Below are 18,366 nucleotides of genomic sequence, written 5' to 3'. Positions count from 1 at the left end.
CTTCAAAGATAGTAACAAGTGTAACTAGAACACGGGAAATGTTGTGAAAGCTAAATTTATGTAGGTCAATGAAATACGCGAAGTATTTCGTCGTAAAAACGTGTAGTTAACCGATAGTGGTTAATTGAAAATGAGAGAAGGAAAACGTATAACTAGGCTACTTTACAATTAACTTACGTGTACACATCTTGTTTTTTTCAAGAACACGTAATACGTAAACACCGGCATCTAGATCAGAAAGATTTAATTCTTTTCCTAAAATCGTTGTCTTTAATAACAAAGTACCAAATACATCGTAGATGAAAATTTCTTTAGGTGCGTTAATATTTGTGGAGATATAAACTTTACCTGTAGTAACCGGATTTGGATACATACTAAAACCATCAATATCTCCATTGCTTTGGGTACTTTGCCCATAGCTGAAAGAAATAAAGAAAAAGAAGAGGATTAGGTAAAGTTGCTTCATATATAGCTGGTTACAAATGCTATGCCACAAATATAGGAATTTAACAGTCTCTTATATTTTTGTAAGAGGAGATATTGTGAAAAGATCGATGAAATGCAAAAAGATCGATGAAATGCACAGTTTATGACGTCAACTACCAATTTTATTGGGGTTTTAAGTTGTGTGTAGTCTTTGATTGTAAGAAATATTATAAACAAAAAAGCCCGCAAATTGCGGGCTTTTTATTAAAAAAATAAGTTTAGAATTAATCTTGAAGATTAAAATAATCGACCAGCTCATCAAAATCTCTATAATCTAAAGTACCTGTAGGGATATCTTTAATTTTGGAAATATTTAAGCCAATAATCGTTAGGTTTTTAAGTTCGAAACTTGAACCAAAATTATTGGTTCCGTCAGCATTTTCAATATAAATGGTATAGTCTAATTCTTCAAGGTCGCTTCCTCCTTCGTAGGAAATGCGATAGTCCTTCTCTAAATCTATATGAGCTAAAGGTTTCATTTCATTTAAATTGGAATCTTTAAAAAACAAAGATATGGAGTGAATTTCGTCAAAATCGATTTCAAGATCAAAGTCTTTTAGGCTCAATGTAAATTGTAAGGAATCTTTTACGATCTGAGTTCCAAAAGGAATTAGAAAGGCATCATCATTAGATTTCGGTGTTAATATTTCATCAGATGTTGACTCGTCTATATTTTCTTCTTTTGAGCAAGACGCTAAAAAGACCATAATAAAACTAGCTAAAAAGAAGGTGAATTTTTTCATCATATAAATATTAAGATTCTTACTAAAATTAAGATATTATCCCACATCTATTTTAAGTTAAATGTTATCAAATAGTTATCGGTTTTAAGAATAAAAAAAGCCCGCAATTTGCGGGCTTTTGACTATTGAATTTTAAAGATTTTAGAACTGGTAGCTATATCCTAAAGAAATAGCTTGTCCTGGATATCTAGAAGAATATATTTGGTCTTGAGCACCAAAAGATTGGTAAACACTCTCAATATCATCATTGATAATGTTTTCAAACTTTAAGGTTATTTTGCTAGAGTTTTCTTTACCGAATTCTTTACTTAAATTCATTTTTAAGTTGTGGAAAGGTAGCGTGTAAACATCTGGGATATCGCCATTACCTACAATCTCTAAAGTTTTACCTTGAACATTGTAAACGATACCACCTTGCCAGCCATTATCATTATTTGAGTAGTCAAATCCAACGTTTAAAAGTAAAGGAGACTGCCCTTGTAATTGTCTAGTGTCATCTAATGTTTCACCTGTTCTTAAGTTATCTATTCTTGCAGCTTCTTCATCTTCACTATATGTTTGCTGAGATTCAATAACAGAAATATTAGCATTGAAATTGAAATTTTCCCATCCAGGAATAAAGCCCATATTTCTTCTATATTCCAATTCAGCACCAAATACCTTGGCATCACCTAAGTTTAAGGGAATAAATTGCCCTCTGGCTTCTCTAATGAATGTAAGTTCAATAGGATCATCAAAAGTTTTTGCAAAACCACTGATTGCAAAGAAATTCGTTCCTTCACCATACGCTTCAAATCTTATATCATAGTTATTAATATAAGTTGGTTGAATATCGATATTACCAATAAAGAACGTACTTGATACAGGGTCAAAAATCTGTGCGTTAGATGCCTCTTTAAAAGAAGGTCTTGCCGTAGTACTAGAAAACGAAGCTCTTATTTTCTTATTAGCTTCTTCGTTTAGTTCGTAAATAAAGTTGGCAGAAGGGAAGAAATCTGCTTTATCTAAAATAGTTTGATTGTCAAAAACTTCACCGTCTTGGTTTTCACCTGAGTAACGTAGGTCAAACTTTTCAAATCTTACACCAACAATTGCGTTGAACCTATCAGATAGTTTAAATTCATCGCCAACATAACCTGCGCCAACGGTAATTTGAGAGTTGAAAGAATCAGATATATTAGAATCACGTCTTACATAAGTGCCTTCTCTTGTTTCTGGATCATATATATTTTCATCAGCTAAAATTAAATCTGCATTACCTTCAAAATTTAAACTGTAGTTACCTGCTTGTGATTGTATAGGTGTCGAGAATTGATTAACAACAAAGTCTCTTTCTTTAATAGTAAACGCACCACCAAATTTAAGTTTTGCATCTCTACCAAATAATTGATGCTTTCTTGTAAGATCTAATTTACTAGCTACGTTGTATTCTTCTAAGTCTCTCCAAATTCTACTAGGGTCTCCAGATTCACTAGGGGAAATAGTAAAGTTTCCAGTTTCTGGCTCAAATCTAAAAGGAGTCGTTCTCAAATCCTTATCATAGATTTTAGAGAATGTTGGCGAAACTTTCCAAGAAACTTTCCAAGAAGCATCTTCGTTCGTGTGTTCACCATTTAATAAAATGTTGGTAATAGAACGTTGTGTATACGTTAATACATCTTTGAAAATAGTGTTAGAATTTACATTAAAATTATCTTGTCTAATGTATGAAGCACCAGATTCTCCATTTTGTATGTGTAATACATTCAACTTGTATTTAGACTGAAGGCTTTTTAATGAAATACCTGCAAGCCCACTAATAAGTACGTTGTTGACACCGATATTACCAGATTGTGTTCTATCATCGGTTAGCTCAAGAACAGATTTATCTTGGTCTTGTTTTCTAAATACTTGTCCGCTAACAGCATCTTCGTAGAAATCAGTACTGTTTTTATATGTAAGAGAGGCTAAGTAACCTATTTTTTTAGTTCCATCTTCATTAAGGTCATATTGGTTACCAGCTGTAAAACCAATATTAAAATCTGCACCACTTTGATTTTCCAGTGCTTTTAGATTTGGTTCCAATAATCTTGTTAAGGCAGCGGATCTATTGCCGTCTACAACAGGTAAAGGAGTTTCTATACTTTGTGGTATTGCTAAATCTCTTTGACCATTATCAAAACCTAAAGCATCTGTTGGACTACCATCATATTTAAGGTAATTGTTTTTAAAATGCATACTAGAATTGTAACCTAGGCCAGCAGAGAAACTGTATTCAGCTCTTGATGGGAAATCTTTAGTAACAATATCGACTACACCACCGGTAAAATCTGCAGGTTGATCTGCTGTAGCAGATTTAACAACAATAATATTGTCAAGAATGTTCGTAGGGAAAATATCTAATTGCAAAGTGTTTCTGTCTGGATCAAGACCAGGTACATCTACACCATTTAAAATGGATTTAGTGTAACGGTCACCTAAACCACGAACGTAAACAAATTTACCTCCTTGTACAGATACACCAGGTACCGATTTAATAGCACTGGCAATATCACTAGCACCAGATTTTTTAATGCTTTGTATAGATAAACCATCTAATAATGCTACTGAATTCTTTTGTAGATTTAAGACAGAAGCTTCTGTGTTTTTACTAACTGTGGTAGTAACCACAACTTCGTCTAGCGCATTAGCAAGCGGATTTAAAGTAATGTCTATTATTTGCTCTGCGCCAGGGGCAACGACAACTTCTGCTACTTCTTTTGTTTCGTATCCTAAGTACGAAAAAGTAACGGTATACGTGCCAGGTTCAACGTCTAGAACATATTTTCCATCAAAATCCGATGTGGTTCCTTTTGTTGTGCCTTTGATAAGAATATTTGCAAAAGGAAGAACGTCATTAAATTCACCATCGTTTACCGTTCCTGAAATAATACCTTCTTGTGCAAAGATGGTTTGAGTAGAAAAGGCGATGAGTAAAATGAATAATAACTTAAGTTTCATAATCAATTAATTGAAATTATTAAAAAAGAAATAAATTGCCCGCCTATAGATTAGTCTAAGACGAGCAATTATTATGTGTAACTATTATTTGTATTTATAATTAGAAACCTAAGCTAGCTTTAGTGTTAGAATAAGTCCAAGAAAATGCAGATGTCTCAGCACCAACAGTTCCTTCAGTTACTGCAGATGAGAACGTTGCTGCATCAGCTTCAAAAGTTGTACTGTCTGTAGTATCATTAAATACTTCAGAAGAAGCAGTAACACCTTCTGGTAATACAATTTCCCAGTTGGTAAATACCAATGAACCTGCAGTGTAGTTAGCGGCAACACCTTCGTTGTCTAATTCAATGTCAGAAAGTTGTAAGTCAGTACCTACTCCTGTGAAATTAGTAACTAATATATTGTTGGTAGTACCTTGTGCGTTTGAACGGAAATCAGCGATTTCACCATTCTCAACATTATCAGCTAAACCAATTAAAGTAGCGTTTGTTAAAGTAAAGCTGCCTTGTAAAGAACCTTCTGGTCCGTCAATTTCCAAAGCATGGTCAGAAATTCCACCTTGTACAACTACTGCATTGTCGATAGTACCTGAGTAAGCTTGATCAATATCAAGAGCATCATCACCTTGTGCCCATACAAATAAGTTAGTAGCGTTTACGCTTCCGCCAAAGAATTCAACACCATCATCAACGTTACCAACAACTTCAATGTTGTCAACAGTTGTTCCAGAACCAACAGCACCTAAAGTAAGACCGTTAATTTCGTTTCCTTCACCAATTAAAGCACCACCATGACGTATAGAGATGTATTGTAAAGTACCTGAATCATCAGCAGAGTCAGATCCACCATATAAACCTTTATCTCCATCAGTATCTGTAGGTACACCTTCTATTTGAGCAGATTCAGCATCACCATCAAAAGATGCAGGTGCATTACCCAATACGATTAATCCACCCCAAAGACCACGATCGTTTTGGTCAAGGTTAGTTCCGGCAGTTTCTCCTAGTTCAATATTGTCAGCTGCAGAAGTAAAAATAATTGGAGCTGTAGCAGTACCTGCAGCTTCAATTTTACTACCTCTTGTTACTATTAATACAGAAGCATTAACACCTGATCCAGCATTTGCTTTTATAATTGTACCTGGTTCAATTGTAAGTGTTGCTCCATCGGTTACGAATACTCTACCATCTAAAGTAACAATCTTATCAGCAGTCCATGTAGCATCTGCACTTATGTCCTCAGAAACAGTTATTGATGTTTCAACTTCAGTTTCTGTTGTTACCGTATCTACAACGATGACTTCTTTTTCTACTTCTACTACAGTTTCTTTTTCACATGATGCTGCAGCAATAATTGCAGTTACCGTAGCAAGTGACCAAATAATTTTTTTCATCTTTTCTTTTTAATTATTAATTTAATTAGGTTGGCAATAGAGTTCTTATCAATTATATTTTATTGCACCGCAAAGAAAGAGAGAGGTTGTAATCTTCGGGTTAGATCCATGTTAAACATTTATTTTGTTAATGTTATGTAAACGTTACTACATTAAATCAATGTTAACTGGCTTTGCAGTAATAGTATTATCTTTACTTTTGAGCCAATCAATCTAATTTGAAAACCATGAAAAAGAAGGACATTAGAATACTTTTAGTTGATGATGAACCAGACATACTAGAGATAGTGGCCTATAATTTATCTGCAGAAGGATATGATGTATACACAGCTAAGAATGGTGCCGATGGTGTTGCCAAGGCAAAAAAGAAATTGCCACATCTTATCATATTGGATGTAATGATGCCGGAGATGGATGGTATCGAAGCTTGTGAGATCCTAAGAAGAACTCCTGGTATGGAGAATACCATTATAACCTTCTTAACAGCTAGAGGGGAAGATTATTCTCAAGTAGCAGGTTTTGATGCCGGTGCAGATGATTACATTACCAAACCTATTAAACCAAAAGTATTGGTAAGTAAGGTGAATGCGTTACTTAGACGCATGAAGAATGAAGAAAACGCTCAAGAAGATATTACCAAAGTAGGCGATATCGTTATTAATAGAGAAGAGTATAAGATTGTCAAAAAAGGTAAAGAGATCATTTTACCAAGAAAAGAATTTGAACTTCTAGCTTTATTGACTTCAAAACCTAGTAAAGTATTTAAAAGAGAAGTAATTCTTGATAAAGTATGGGGTAATGAAGTCGTTGTGGGTGGCCGTACTATAGATGTACACATTAGAAAACTTCGCGAAAAAATAGGTGAAGACCATTTTAAGACCGTAAAGGGAGTAGGATATAAGTTTGTACTGTAAATGGCTTCTCTAGTTCGTTCAAGAAAGTCATATCGTTTTGCATTTCGCTCATCGCTTTATATTGTAATAATCGGCATAGCTATGTTGGCATTGTTGCAATGGCACTTTAGCACCATAAATTGGCCTATTTTATTATTTGCGGCGTTGTTCTTTTTTGTCATTTCCTTTATCACTTTGCAATTAAGAATTGAAAAATTTATCTACAAGCGTATTAAGAAAATTTATGATGATGTAGAGTTGCTGGAGTCTAGTACCATACTCTCGTATCCTGTAACTACAGATATGAGAACCTTGACTGCGGAAATTGAAAAATTTGCAAAGGATAAGAAAATTGAAATAGACACCTTAAAGATTCGTGAAGAGTACCGTAAAGATTTTTTAGGTAATGTTTCGCACGAATTAAAGACCCCTTTGTTTACTGTGCAAGGGTATATTGAAACCCTGTTAGATGGTGCAATGGAGGATAAGAATATTCGTAAAAAGTATCTTACCCGTGCCAACAAAGCAGTAGACCGTCTTATTTATATTGTAAAAGATTTAGATTTGATTACGAAACTTGAGGTTGGTGATCTTAATCTAGATAAGGGTTCGTTTGATATTGTAGAGCTCATACAAAGTGTGTTCGATCTTTTAGAGATGAAAGCGGCAAAGAAGAACATTACCCTTACGTTTGATATGGAATATGTTGATCCCATATTCGTTTATGCCGATAAAGAAAAAATTCAGCAAGTACTCACTAACTTACTCGTCAACTCCATCAAATATGGTAATGACAATGGTACTACCGAAGTCAGTGTAGAAGATCTGGTGAAAAATAAGGTAATTGTTAGGGTTACCGATAATGGTGAAGGCATACCGGCCGTTCATATTCCTAGACTTTTTGAACGTTTTTACAGGGTAGATCAAAGCGGTAGTCGCCGTGAAGGAGGCTCAGGTTTAGGTCTTGCCATTGTAAAACATGTGATTGAAGCTCACGGAGAAAAAATCTACGTAGAAAGTGCGGTAGAGGTAGGATCGGAGTTTTCTTTTACCCTAGAGAAAAGTATTGTTCAAATAGAGGAAGTACAATAATCGCTACCCCTCTCTTTTTTCTTAGATTTGCCGCAGCTTAGATGTAATTATTGTGGGAAGTAAGAATAAATTAAAAAGATTTCAGGAAAACGAGACGTTTTCAAACGTAATTCAACCAACAAGAGATGAAGTGGTAGGCGGTTTTTCTTTAAAAGGAAAGTGGAATACCCATTTCAAAAATGACAACCCTATTGTATTGGAATTGGGTTGTGGTAAAGGGGAGTATACCGTTGGCTTGGCAAAGAAATTTCCGAACAAGAATTTTATTGGTATCGATATCAAAGGAGCCCGTTTTTGGAAAGGTGCTAAAGAAGCCATTGAAGAAGATTTGCCTAATGTTTGTTTTATACGAACGCAAATAGAATTGGTTGATCATCTTTTTGGAAAAGAAGAAGTATCTGAAATTTGGATCACCTTCCCAGATCCACAGATAAAATATAAACGTACCAAGCACCGTATGACCAATGCGGTATTTTTGGAGCGCTACAAACAAGTGCTAAAACCAGAAGGTACCGTGAATCTTAAAACAGATAGTGAGTTCATGCACGGGTATACTTTGGGCTTATTGCACGGACTTGGTTTAGAGGTACTTTATGCCAACCATGATGTGTATAAGAATGAAGGCAGCCCTAAAGAAGTCTTGGAAATACAGACTTTCTATGAAAATCAGTATCTTGAAAAGGGAAAACCTATTACGTTCATTAGGTTCAAGGTAAACTGATTCAATGCAACAATTGCCAACCTTATTTGTATTTACCTTTGGTGCAGCCTTTTTTGCATCATTACCACCGGGTCTACTTAATTTAAACGCTGCCAAAACCAGTGTTGAAAAGGGTAAGGCAAACGGAATAATATTTGGGTTGGGGGTAGCATTGGCCGTAATGCTACAGACCTACGTTGCGGTACGGATAGCAAAACTGATTTCAAGAAACCAACATGTAATAGAAGTATTGCTGCAATTGGCACTAGGTATCTTTTTTGTGCTGGCTATTGTCTTCTTTATAAAGGGTAGAAAGCAAGAGAATAAGCCACTAATACTTACCGAAACTAAAAAAAGAAACAGTTTTTCTAAAGGGGTGTTCTTGGCACTTATCAATCTTTTGGCAATACCTTATTATAGCGGATTAAATACGGTTTTTCATTCTCAAGGGTTTATGACCTTTAAAATCATAGATGAGGTTTTGTTTATACTGGCAGCCGGTAGTGGTACTTTTCTTGCCATGTACTTATATGTGATCTATTTTAATAAGTGGGAGCATAAAACAACGTCATTCTCTAAGAACAGTAATTTTATTTTAAGCGGATTAATGGTGTTGTTATTTGTAATTACCGCTTTTAGATTGTTTAATTAAACGGATATAGCTGATGAAACCTGAAAATGAGAATTTCTTTGAAAGAGTATATCAGGTGGCACGATTAATTCCTGAGGGACGGGTGACATCCTATGGTGCAATTGCCAAATATTTAGGTGCGGCACGTAGCGCAAGAATGGTAGGCTGGGCAATGAACGCATCGCACAATATGGATGATATTCCAGCGCATAGAGTAGTCAATAAAGCCGGGTTACTTACCGGCAAGCATCATTTTGACGGTACCAACCTCATGCAACAACTTTTAGAGTCTGAGGGAGTAATCATAAAAGAACTCCAAATTGTAAACCTTGAAAAATACTTCTGGGATCCTTTTACGGAACTTAAAGCGGAATTATAATACTACTGAAAAGTAAGTGTAAAAGTCGTTGTTTCGTTTGATGCTACACGAATAGATCCACCATGCATTCGCATAATTTGTTTGCTTAGACTTAGACCAATGCCTGTTCCTGTGCTTTTGGTAGTAAAAAATGGAACAAAAACTTCGTCTAACATTTCTGGCGATATACCCGGTCCGTTATCGGTAACGGTAATGTATTTTTTACCTTGCTGGTCTACACCGGCTTTAATGACTATGCTTCCTTCATCTTGCCCTTCTAAAGCCTGTTGAGCATTTTTACCCAAGTTTAAAAGTATTTGTGTGAGCTGTTTTTCATCTATGTATAGTTCTAAGTCCTCGGGTTGGGAAGATACTTCTAAAGTAATATTATGTCCGTTGGTATACTCTTGTAATAACAATCGTACTTTTTCTAAGATCTTGCTAGCCGGTATTAATTCTCGATCAGGTTCAGGTACACTTAAAAATGTACGGTAAGACTGTACAAAACTCATTAAATCATTTCCTTGTTCTTTAATAACCTCTAAACCTTTTGCGGAATTTTTTATTTGAAGTTCGCCAAATTCTTCGGGTGTGGAAAGCACATTCCCTTTCTTAAAATATTTTAAGATAGATTCAGAAATAGAAGTAATCGGCGTAATGGTATTCATGATTTCATGGGTTAGAACGCGAATCAGTTTTACCCAAGAGTCGGTTTCTTTATCATCCAGTTCTTTTTGAATATCATGAACAATGACCAATAATAACTGCTTGCCTTCAATAGCAATTGGCGTACACTTTAAAGTCAATTCTTTTTTACCTCGTTCATTTCCTAAAGAATATAGCGTGCTTTCAAAAGGCTCTAAAGATTCAAATAGACTATAAAGATTAGGGTCTATTTGTTTTAATTGCTTAACATGATTTAAAGGCCTGTAATTTAATAAGTTTTGTACCGTAGGGTTGGCGTAAAGAATATGACCTTTATCGTTTACAGTGAATATCCCAATATCAGCTTGTCTCAGTATTTCTTGATAATACTGCTCTTGTGCCTGTTTTTTAAGATGAATATCTTGAATCATGTTATTCAGCATATTCAAGCTTTGGTTGAGTTCTTCAATAGATTTTACACTCAGTTTTTCAGGAAAACGTAAGGTGAAGTCCTCATTTTTTATAGCATCAAAAAAATAGGCTATTTTTCTGTTGGTTTGGTTTACGTAGTGTATGAGTCCGTATGTTTGTCCTATAAAAACCAATGCTAAAATTCCACCAAGAAGATAATGTTCTTTAGCGAATAAAAATGCGGTTAACAGTGCACAAACTGCAATTAAAATAATCCTGAAAACAAGTTGGTAGTATATACTTTTGCTAACCATTATTTGCCAGATTTTTTAAGTTTATTGTAAAGTGTTTGTCTAGAAATGCCTAATTGATCCGCGGCGGCACTATAATTACCTTCATGGTCATTCAGCGCTTTGTTGATCATTACCAACTCCATTTCTTCAAGGGTTTTTGGCCCACCTTCCATACTAACCGTTGTTTTAGTATCCAAAAGAAAATCAGTTGGTTTTAAAACATTTCCTTCCGATAAAATAACAGCACGCTCCATAGTATGTAATAGTTCTCTAACATTGCCTGGCCAGGGGTATGTCATTAATTTCTCTTGCGCTGTCTGGTTTATTTTTAAACTAGGTTTACCGTATTTGCTAGCAAATTTTTTCAAGAAGAAATCTGAAAGCACTAGTACATCGTTATCTCTATCTCGCAATGCTGGCACCTGTACTTGTATGGTGTTTATTCGGTATAAAAGATCTTCACGAAACAATCCGTCAGCAACCATTTGGTCTAGATTGCAATTGGTAGCGCAAACTAACCTAATATCTACTGGTACAGGTTTATTGGAGCCTACACGTACAACGACCCTATTTTGAATAACAGATAATAATTTTGCCTGCATTTGTAATGATAGGTTTCCTATTTCATCTAAGAAAAGTGTACCGCCATTGGCAGCCTCGAATTTACCGGCACGATCATCTTTAGCATCGGTAAAAGACCCTTTTACATGACCAAAAAGTTCACTTTCAAATAAATTCTCTGATATAGAACCCATATCTACCGAGATAAAAACCTCGTTATTTCTAGCGGACGATTTATGAAGCTCTCGGGCGATGAGTTCTTTACCCGTTCCATTTTCTCCGGTAACTAAAATATTGACATCTGTCTTGGCAACTTTCTGTACCAGGTTTAAAACACTATTTAATGCTTTAGAATTCCCGATAATGTAATTTGAATTCTGATTTATAACTTGCTTAAGATTACTTTCTTTCTGTTTTAAATGCTGTACCTCTTTTTGAGACTTTCTAAGCTCATAGGCAGATTTTACGGTAGTTAATAGTCGCTCATTGTTCCAAGGTTTCAATACAAAATCGGTTGCGCCTTCTTTTATGGCTTCAACCGCAAGTTCAACGGCACCATAAGCTGTCATCATAATGACCGATATATGTGAAGCTTTCTTTTTTATCTCTCGTAACCAGTATAATCCTTCGTTACCGGTGTTCACTCCTGCAGAAAAGTTCATATCCAATAAAATGATATCAATTTCCTTTAGGTTTGGGAAAGAGGTAAGCAGGTTGGGGTTAGATATTGTTTGAACACTTTTATATTCAAACTGTAATAATATCTCTAAAGCGCTCAATACACTTTTGGTGTCATCTACTACAAGTATTTTAGCATCTATCATGGCAACAATCTATTAACTCATTTAAATCTACACATAGCAATTTGTATTTTCATACCAGTGTAAAAATATTTGACATTATCTGTACAACATTTTTACACTGGTAAAATATGTATAATTTTTATTTACATGTAAATATTTGATAATCAATAATTTAAAATTATGGCACGCATATAGTATAGAGAATGGCATACCAATAAAGAAATGAATCAAAAATTTAAAATAACGACACTTTTACTGCTCTCTATTTGGAGTTCTATAATGGCTCAAGATAGTTGGACATTAGATGAATGTGTTGCCTATGCATTAGAGCATAATTTACAGTTGAACGACTTTAAATTTACCAACCAATCTAATAGAGAAACGTACAGACAATCCGTTCGTAATTTACTGCCATCTGTAAATGCATCTTCTAGTTACCTAATTAGTTATGGTAGAGCAGAGGATCCTAATACGGGTACATTTGTAAATCAAGATTTTTACTCGAACAACTATTCTTTAGAATCGTCTATAGATTTATTTCAGGGTTTCCAGAAAATCAATTCAATAAAAGCATCAAAATTACTGTTCAAGGCAACCGAAGAGGAAGTATTACAGCAAAAATATTTGTTGGCATTTAGAGTGATGCAAGCCTTTTATGATATTCAGTTTTTTGAAGGATTGGTAGTTATATCAAAGGAGCAATTAAACGTATCGCAATCTAATTACAACCTAGTAGAAAAGCAGGTAGAATTAGGGTTGAAAGCTGGAGCGGATTTATATGAGGCGGAATCTTTGTTATTGACCGATAAATTGAATGTTACGCAAAGCAACAATCAGTTGGCTACGGCAAAATTGACTTTGATTCAAGAAATGAATTTAGAGGATACGTCAGAAATAAACATTCAAAAAGATTTTGAAGACTTAACATTGGAATCTGATACCGATGAAATGAAATCTGATTCGGTTTATACCGAAGCACGTGGTTTTCTGCCGATGATAAAAGCACAGGAATTAAGAGCTAAAGCAGCCAAAAAACAAGTGGCGGTTTCAAGGGGAGCTTTATATCCTTCACTATCTTTCTTTGCGGGCATTGGCACCGGATATTTTGAAACCACAAGAGATACAATGGGCAATACGTTACCATTTAGACAACAGTTTAGAGATAATACATCGCAATATATTGGTGTAAATTTAAGCGTGCCAATTAGCAACGGCTGGTCTGCGAGATCAAGGGTGAAACAATCTAAAATAGAAAAGTTACGTGCAGAGAATAATTTAAAGACACAAGAACAAGAACTGTTTCAAGCAATTCAACTATTGGTGCAAGATTATAACTCTTTACTGGTAGAATTGGTACAGAGCAACCAAAAGGTAGAAGCGCAAAACCTGGCATTTACAATAGCTCAAAAGCGATATGAAAAAGGGCTCATAAATGCTTTGGAACTTTTTACCGCCAAGAATTTATTTGCCAGTGCACAGAATGAAAATTTACAAGTTAAACTCCGTTCAGAAATCAATAAAAGCACATTAGATTTTTACAGGGGATTACCGGTATTCAATATTACAGCCCCTAACCCTCAAAGGGGGAACCAATAAAGCAAACTGCCGAACATAGAATGAGCTTTTTTTTAAAAGAATTAAAGTTTAAATAACGAAGAACGAGCAACCAACAACGAACAACGAACAACGAACAAACGATTACGATGGATATAAAATTAGAAAAGAAAAAAGGATTAAAACCAAAACACTACGGCTACATTGCTCTAGGTGTATTACTGTTATTTGTTGGCTACCAACTGTTATTTGCCAATTCTGTATCAACCTTTAGAACAGAAAAAGATAAGCTTTCTATTGCTGAGGTTTCTGCCGGTAAATTTGACGACTACATTACTATTAACGGTAGTGTCGCGCCAATAGCTACCATTTATATGGATGCCTATGAAGGTGGTCGTGTAAGCGAGAAATTGATTGAAGAAGGTGCCATGGTAAAGAAAGGCGATATCATCTTGAAGTTGGAAAACATGAATTTGTACGAACAAATTTTAGCAAGTGAAAGTAACTTGGCTTTAAAGCAAAACGATTTACGTTCTACCAAATTAAATTTCGATTCTAGGCAAGTAGAAGGTAGAAGATCATTAGCTACCGTGAGTACAGATTTACAACGTTTAAAAAGAAATTACGAGCAGAACAAAGCCTTGTTCGATGATGAATTAATTTCTAGGGAAGCATTTCAATTATCTAAAGAGAACTATGAGTTGTCGCAAAAACAACATGAAATTGTAAAGCTACAGACCGAGCAAGATGATGAATTAAGAGAAACATCATTAAGAGGCTTGGATACAGATTTGGCACGTATGCAAAAGACATTGGGTATGGTGTACCAAAGGTTAGACCACTTAAATGTACGCGCTCCTGCGGATGGTCAATTAGGATTTTTAGACGCAGAAATTGGACAGAGCATTTCACAAGGGCAGCGAATAGGACAGATAAATGTTCTTACTGATTATAAGATCGAAGCGGAAATAGATGAGCACTATATTGATAGGGTTAAAAGGGATCTAGTTGCGGTTTTAGAGCGTAACGGTACCGAATTCCCATTGCGATTGCGAAAAGTATATCCAGAGGTAAGAAACGGTAGGTTTAAAGTAGATTTAGTGTTTACCGATAACAAACCAGAAACCATTCGTTCGGGACAGAGCTACAATATTAAATTACAATTAGGTGAATCTAACGATGCACTTTTATTACCAAAAGGAAGCTTCTTTCAAAGCACTGGCGGACAATGGATTTTTGTAGTGAATGCTGATGGTGGCGAAGCCATTAAAAGAAATATTAGAATAGGAAAGCAGAATTCTAGGTACTATGAAGTTTTGGAAGGCTTAGAGCCTGGAGAAAAAGTAATTACAAGTAACTACGATAATTTCGGAGAAGCCGAGAGAATAGTCTTAAAATAGCTTCGGCTTCGCTCAGCTACCTATAGAGTTCGAATTCGAACCCTGAGCGTAGCCGAAGGGTGAAAGGGCGAGAGAATAGTATTAAAATAAACAAAACTGTCACAATTGGGGAAACTCAGTGTCATTATAACAATCAAAATAGCAGGAATATGATAACTATTACCAACCTTAAAAAAAGTTTTAGAACAGAAGAAGTAGAAACTTTGGCATTGAACAGTGTCAACCTAAAAGTAGAAGATGGAGAATTTGTTGCCATTATGGGACCGTCTGGTTGTGGTAAGTCTACATTGTTGAATATCATTGGTATGTTAGACAACCCTACCGATGGCAGCTATAATTTTGCCGGGAATGAAGTAGGCGGACTAAAAGAAAGTGAACGTACCCAATTAAGAAAAGGTAATCTAGGCTTCGTATTCCAAAGCTTTAATTTGATAGATGAACTTACAGTTTTTGAAAATGTAGAGCTACCGCTGATTTACTTAAAAATGGGTAAAGCAGAGCGTAAAGAAAAAGTAATGAAGGTTTTGGAGCGAATGAAAATTGCACATAGAGAAAAGCATTTTCCACAGCAACTATCGGGTGGTCAACAGCAACGTGTAGCTATTTCAAGAGCGGTGGTAACCAATCCAAAATTAATACTGGCAGATGAGCCAACAGGTAATTTAGATTCTAAAAACGGAATCGAGGTAATGAACCTATTAACAGAATTAAACCAAGAGGGAACCACCATAGTTATGGTAACACACTCAGATAGAGATTCGCACTATGCGCATAGAGTGGTTAACCTATTCGATGGTCAAATAGTAACTGAAAGTCAGAACAGGGCAATCGGAGCCATGATGTAGCGGGGTTTATTCATCAATCAATTATTGGTTCGGTTCACTGAGCGGAACAGAAGCGAAGACAACTAATCAACCAAAAACCGAACCAACCAAGCTTATCTCTTAATCACGGATAATAGAAGTGTCATCAATCACATAAAACGAGAATCATGTTTAGAAACCATCTTAAAATTGCTTGGAGAAGTTTAAAGAAAGATAAACTCTTTGCCGCCATAAAAATTGGCGGCTTTGCTGTTGGTATAGCAGCCTGTCTTTTAATTGCATTATTCATTCGCAATGAGGTGGGTTATGATCAACACTACGCCAATAAGGATCAAATGTACCGTGTAGTGCTAGAAGGTATGTACAAAGGTGAAGTAATGAAAAGCACACACTTTCAGTTACCTTTTGCAGATGCCTTGCAAAGTGATTTTCCTGAAATTGTAAAAGCGGGAAAAGTAAATACCACAGGAATATTTGGAGCTGGTAAACGTGGAATTCGTTTAGCTGACGAGAGCCAAAATAACCTAGAAGACGGATTTTTACTTGCAGACCAAGAAGCATTTGAGATACTAGAGGTGAAGTTAGAGCAGGGCAATCCGAACACGGCATTGGCAAATCCGAAGAGTATAGTAATCTCAGAATCTAAAGCGGCAAAATATTTTAAGAATGAAACGATTATAGGAGAAACAATCATTTTAGATAATGACGCTAGTAAACCGTACACCGTAACAGGTGTTATGAAAGATGCGCCCAAGAATTTGCATTTAGAATACGATTTTTTAATTCCCATTGAAGACACCAATGCAAGTTGGACTAATCAGAACTACTTTACCTATGTATTAGTAGACCCCAATACAAATGTTCAACAATTAGAGAAAAAAATGGTTTCTATTGTTGAAGATTATATCATTCCTGCACAACGAGAAAGAGGGCGTGCGCCAGATTTTATTGATGTGCTAAGAACCATGGAGTATAAACTTCAGCCTATCACAGATATTCACTTGTATTCAGATATTAAAATGGCAGATGGTCTTAAGCATGGCGATATTAGATTCGTTTGGCTCTTTGCGGCTATTGCCGGTTTTGTACTACTGTTAGCAGTAATCAATTTTATTAATCTTTCTACAGCAAAATCAGCTAATAGAGCAAAAGAGGTAGGACTAAGAAAAACCATTGGTGCATATAAAAGTAATTTGGTGGTGCAATTCATGACCGAATCTATCTTGTTCAGTTTCGTATCATTTATACTTGGTGTTTTATTGGCTTGGGCATTATTGCCAGCTTTTAATACTATCGCATCAAAAACAATTGAAATGCCTTGGGCGATATGGTGGTTTATACCTGTTGTTTTGATTTTTGCTCTTTTGGTTGGAGCATTGGCAGGACTTTATCCCGCATTTTATTTATCAGCATTTAAACCCGTAAATGTTCTAAAAGGTAGTTTAAGTATAGGTAGTAAGAGTGGAAAATTAAGAAGCGGACTAGTTATTTTTCAATTTACTACATCGGTAATCTTGATTATAGCCACGTTGATTATTTATCAGCAAATGGACTTTATTCTTCAAAAAGAATTGGGATATGATAAAGAACAAGTGGTGATACTTGAGGGAACTGGAGTATTAGGGAATAGTGCAGAAAATTTTAAAGAGCAGTTACTACAACTACCACAGGTAAAGGCAGCAACTATATCCAACTATTTACCAGTAGATGGTGGTAGTAGAAATGGAAATACCTTTAGAAGAGAAGATGAAGGAAATGAAGGTAGAGGCATACCCGCTCAAATTTGGAGGGTAGATTATGATTATATTAAAACATTAGGTATTACTCTTAATGCCGGTAGGGATTTCTCTAAGCAGTTTGCATCAGATTCATTGAATTCCATCATTATAAATACCAATATGCAAAGAGAGTTAGGCTTAGAAAATGCAGTTGGCAAAGAGATTAATAATAATGGGCAGATGTTCAAAGTAATAGGTGTAGTAGATGATTTTCATTTTAAGTCCTTAAAAGAAGATATTTCTTCCTTGTCATTGGTAATTGGCAAAGATTTAGGATCTATATCACTGAAATTGGAGAAAGGTAATGTAAACCAGGCATTAGCATCCATACAAACTCTTTGGAATAAAAATGTTCCAAACCAATCTATAAATTATAGCTTCTTAGACCAAGAATTTAGCCGCATGCATGATGATGTAGAGCGCATGGGTAAGATATTCAACAGCTTTGCATTATTTGCCATATTAGTGGCGTGTTTAGGGTTATTTGCCCTATCTGCATTTATGGTAGAACAGCGTAAAAAAGAGATTAGTATACGCTTGGTATTAGGTGCGCCATTTAAGAGTATCTATAAGTTACTTACCCTAGATTTCATGAAACTTATTTTAGTATCTATCATGATAGCTGTGCCGATAGGGTGGTATATGATGACCCGATGGCTAGAAGACTTTGCTTACCATATTACCATTGGTTGGGGAATATTTCTAGTAGCAGGTTTAATTGCATTGACCATTGCAATACTGACCATAAGTTATCAATCTGTAGGTGCGGCATTGATACAACCATTAAAAAGTTTACGGAAAGAATAATTCATCATCAAAAAC

General features: G+C 35.4%; 15 protein-coding genes. 9 read left to right on the top strand and 6 right to left on the bottom strand.

What is annotated here, in order from left to right:
• Positions 1-157 precede the first annotated feature (157 nt).
• The 4 genes from UH1x_RS06655 to UH1x_RS06640 form a co-directional block, all read right to left on the bottom strand.
• Positions 158-466 (bottom strand): T9SS type A sorting domain-containing protein, encoded by a 309-nt coding sequence (locus tag UH1x_RS06655; RefSeq protein WP_482625864.1) that lies wholly within the window; start codon positions 464-466, stop codon positions 158-160.
• 244 nt (positions 467-710) lie between these two features.
• On the bottom strand, positions 711-1,229 hold the full coding sequence (locus UH1x_RS06650) for a hypothetical protein (RefSeq protein WP_482625863.1): 519 nt from the start codon (positions 1,227-1,229) through the stop codon (positions 711-713).
• A 141-nt stretch (positions 1,230-1,370) separates the two neighbouring features.
• Positions 1,371-4,208 carry a TonB-dependent receptor gene (locus UH1x_RS06645; protein ID WP_482625862.1) on the bottom strand — a complete coding sequence of 946 codons (2,838 nt, stop codon included), beginning with the start codon at positions 4,206-4,208 and terminating at the stop codon, positions 1,371-1,373.
• Positions 4,209-4,308: 100 nt separating this feature from the next.
• On the bottom strand, positions 4,309-5,601 hold the full coding sequence (locus UH1x_RS06640; protein ID WP_482625861.1) for a hypothetical protein: 1,293 nt from the start codon (positions 5,599-5,601) through the stop codon (positions 4,309-4,311).
• Positions 5,602-5,828: 227 nt separating this feature from the next.
• On the opposite strand from UH1x_RS06640, the gene UH1x_RS06635 reads away from it, so the two are divergent.
• The 5 genes from UH1x_RS06635 to UH1x_RS06615 are packed head-to-tail and all read left to right on the top strand — an operon-like array spanning position 5,829 to position 9,296.
• The gene (locus UH1x_RS06635) at positions 5,829-6,515 is read left to right on the top strand and encodes a response regulator transcription factor (RefSeq protein ID WP_396633157.1); all 687 of its coding nucleotides are present in this window, start codon (positions 5,829-5,831) and stop codon (positions 6,513-6,515) included.
• The gene (locus UH1x_RS06630; protein WP_482625860.1) at positions 6,516-7,586 is read left to right on the top strand and encodes a sensor histidine kinase; all 1,071 of its coding nucleotides are present in this window, start codon (positions 6,516-6,518) and stop codon (positions 7,584-7,586) included.
• Positions 7,587-7,638: 52 nt separating this feature from the next.
• Positions 7,639-8,307 (top strand): tRNA (guanosine(46)-N7)-methyltransferase TrmB, encoded by a 669-nt coding sequence (gene trmB, locus UH1x_RS06625; protein ID WP_482625859.1) that lies wholly within the window; start codon positions 7,639-7,641, stop codon positions 8,305-8,307.
• 4 nt (positions 8,308-8,311) lie between these two features.
• Positions 8,312-8,938 (top strand): LysE family transporter, encoded by a 627-nt coding sequence (locus UH1x_RS06620; RefSeq protein WP_482625858.1) that lies wholly within the window; start codon positions 8,312-8,314, stop codon positions 8,936-8,938.
• A gap of 13 nt (positions 8,939-8,951) precedes the next feature.
• Positions 8,952-9,296, top strand: a complete 345-nt coding sequence (locus UH1x_RS06615; RefSeq protein WP_036157011.1) for an MGMT family protein — start codon at positions 8,952-8,954, stop codon at positions 9,294-9,296.
• 2 nt (positions 9,297-9,298) lie between these two features.
• On the opposite strand, the gene UH1x_RS06610 is transcribed toward UH1x_RS06615, so the two are convergent.
• Complete coding sequence (locus tag UH1x_RS06610) at positions 9,299-10,645, bottom strand: sensor histidine kinase (RefSeq protein WP_482625857.1); 1,347 nt, start codon at positions 10,643-10,645, stop codon at positions 9,299-9,301.
• Positions 10,645-12,009, bottom strand: a complete 1,365-nt coding sequence (locus UH1x_RS06605; RefSeq protein WP_482625856.1) for a sigma-54-dependent transcriptional regulator — start codon at positions 12,007-12,009, stop codon at positions 10,645-10,647. Before UH1x_RS06605 ends, UH1x_RS06610 begins: the two co-directional genes overlap by 1 nt.
• A gap of 201 nt (positions 12,010-12,210) precedes the next feature.
• Between UH1x_RS06605 and UH1x_RS06600 the strand changes: the two genes are divergently transcribed.
• From UH1x_RS06600 to UH1x_RS06585, 4 genes are all read left to right on the top strand, one after another.
• Positions 12,211-13,584, top strand: a complete 1,374-nt coding sequence (locus tag UH1x_RS06600) for a TolC family protein (protein WP_482625855.1) — start codon at positions 12,211-12,213, stop codon at positions 13,582-13,584.
• Between the two features lie 107 nt (positions 13,585-13,691).
• A complete protein-coding gene (locus UH1x_RS06595; protein WP_482625854.1) occupies positions 13,692-14,942 on the top strand; it encodes an efflux RND transporter periplasmic adaptor subunit in 1,251 nt (416 codons plus the stop codon).
• Positions 14,943-15,091: 149 nt separating this feature from the next.
• Positions 15,092-15,787, top strand: coding sequence for an ABC transporter ATP-binding protein (locus UH1x_RS06590; RefSeq protein ID WP_036157001.1), 696 nt, complete (start codon positions 15,092-15,094; stop codon positions 15,785-15,787).
• Positions 15,788-15,933: 146 nt separating this feature from the next.
• The gene (locus UH1x_RS06585) at positions 15,934-18,351 is read left to right on the top strand and encodes an ABC transporter permease (protein WP_482625853.1); all 2,418 of its coding nucleotides are present in this window, start codon (positions 15,934-15,936) and stop codon (positions 18,349-18,351) included.
• The last annotated feature ends 15 nt before the right edge of the window (positions 18,352-18,366 follow it).

Source organism: Maribacter sp. UH1 (genome assembly GCF_056839145.1).
This window is presented reverse-complemented; position numbering and strand designations above follow the sequence as displayed.

What these genes read in the sequence shown, in the direction of transcription:
- UH1x_RS06655 (WP_482625864.1), bottom strand. Translation starts at nt 466, where the DNA reads ATGAAGCAACTTTACCTAATCCTCTTCTTTTTCTTTATTTCTTTCAGC.
- UH1x_RS06650 (WP_482625863.1), bottom strand. Translation starts at nt 1,229, where the DNA reads ATGAAAAAATTCACCTTCTTTTTAGCTAGTTTTATTATGGTCTTTTTA.
- UH1x_RS06645 (WP_482625862.1), bottom strand. Translation starts at nt 4,208, where the DNA reads ATGAAACTTAAGTTATTATTCATTTTACTCATCGCCTTTTCTACTCAA.
- UH1x_RS06640 (WP_482625861.1), bottom strand. Translation starts at nt 5,601, where the DNA reads ATGAAAAAAATTATTTGGTCACTTGCTACGGTAACTGCAATTATTGCT.
- UH1x_RS06635 (WP_396633157.1), top strand. Translation starts at nt 5,829, where the DNA reads ATGAAAAAGAAGGACATTAGAATACTTTTAGTTGATGATGAACCAGAC.
- UH1x_RS06630 (WP_482625860.1), top strand. Translation starts at nt 6,516, where the DNA reads ATGGCTTCTCTAGTTCGTTCAAGAAAGTCATATCGTTTTGCATTTCGC.
- UH1x_RS06620 (WP_482625858.1), top strand. Translation starts at nt 8,312, where the DNA reads ATGCAACAATTGCCAACCTTATTTGTATTTACCTTTGGTGCAGCCTTT.
- UH1x_RS06615 (WP_036157011.1), top strand. Translation starts at nt 8,952, where the DNA reads ATGAAACCTGAAAATGAGAATTTCTTTGAAAGAGTATATCAGGTGGCA.
- UH1x_RS06610 (WP_482625857.1), bottom strand. Translation starts at nt 10,645, where the DNA reads ATGGTTAGCAAAAGTATATACTACCAACTTGTTTTCAGGATTATTTTA.
- UH1x_RS06605 (WP_482625856.1), bottom strand. Translation starts at nt 12,009, where the DNA reads ATGATAGATGCTAAAATACTTGTAGTAGATGACACCAAAAGTGTATTG.
- UH1x_RS06600 (WP_482625855.1), top strand. Translation starts at nt 12,211, where the DNA reads ATGAATCAAAAATTTAAAATAACGACACTTTTACTGCTCTCTATTTGG.
- UH1x_RS06595 (WP_482625854.1), top strand. Translation starts at nt 13,692, where the DNA reads ATGGATATAAAATTAGAAAAGAAAAAAGGATTAAAACCAAAACACTAC.
- UH1x_RS06590 (WP_036157001.1), top strand. Translation starts at nt 15,092, where the DNA reads ATGATAACTATTACCAACCTTAAAAAAAGTTTTAGAACAGAAGAAGTA.
- UH1x_RS06585 (WP_482625853.1), top strand. Translation starts at nt 15,934, where the DNA reads ATGTTTAGAAACCATCTTAAAATTGCTTGGAGAAGTTTAAAGAAAGAT.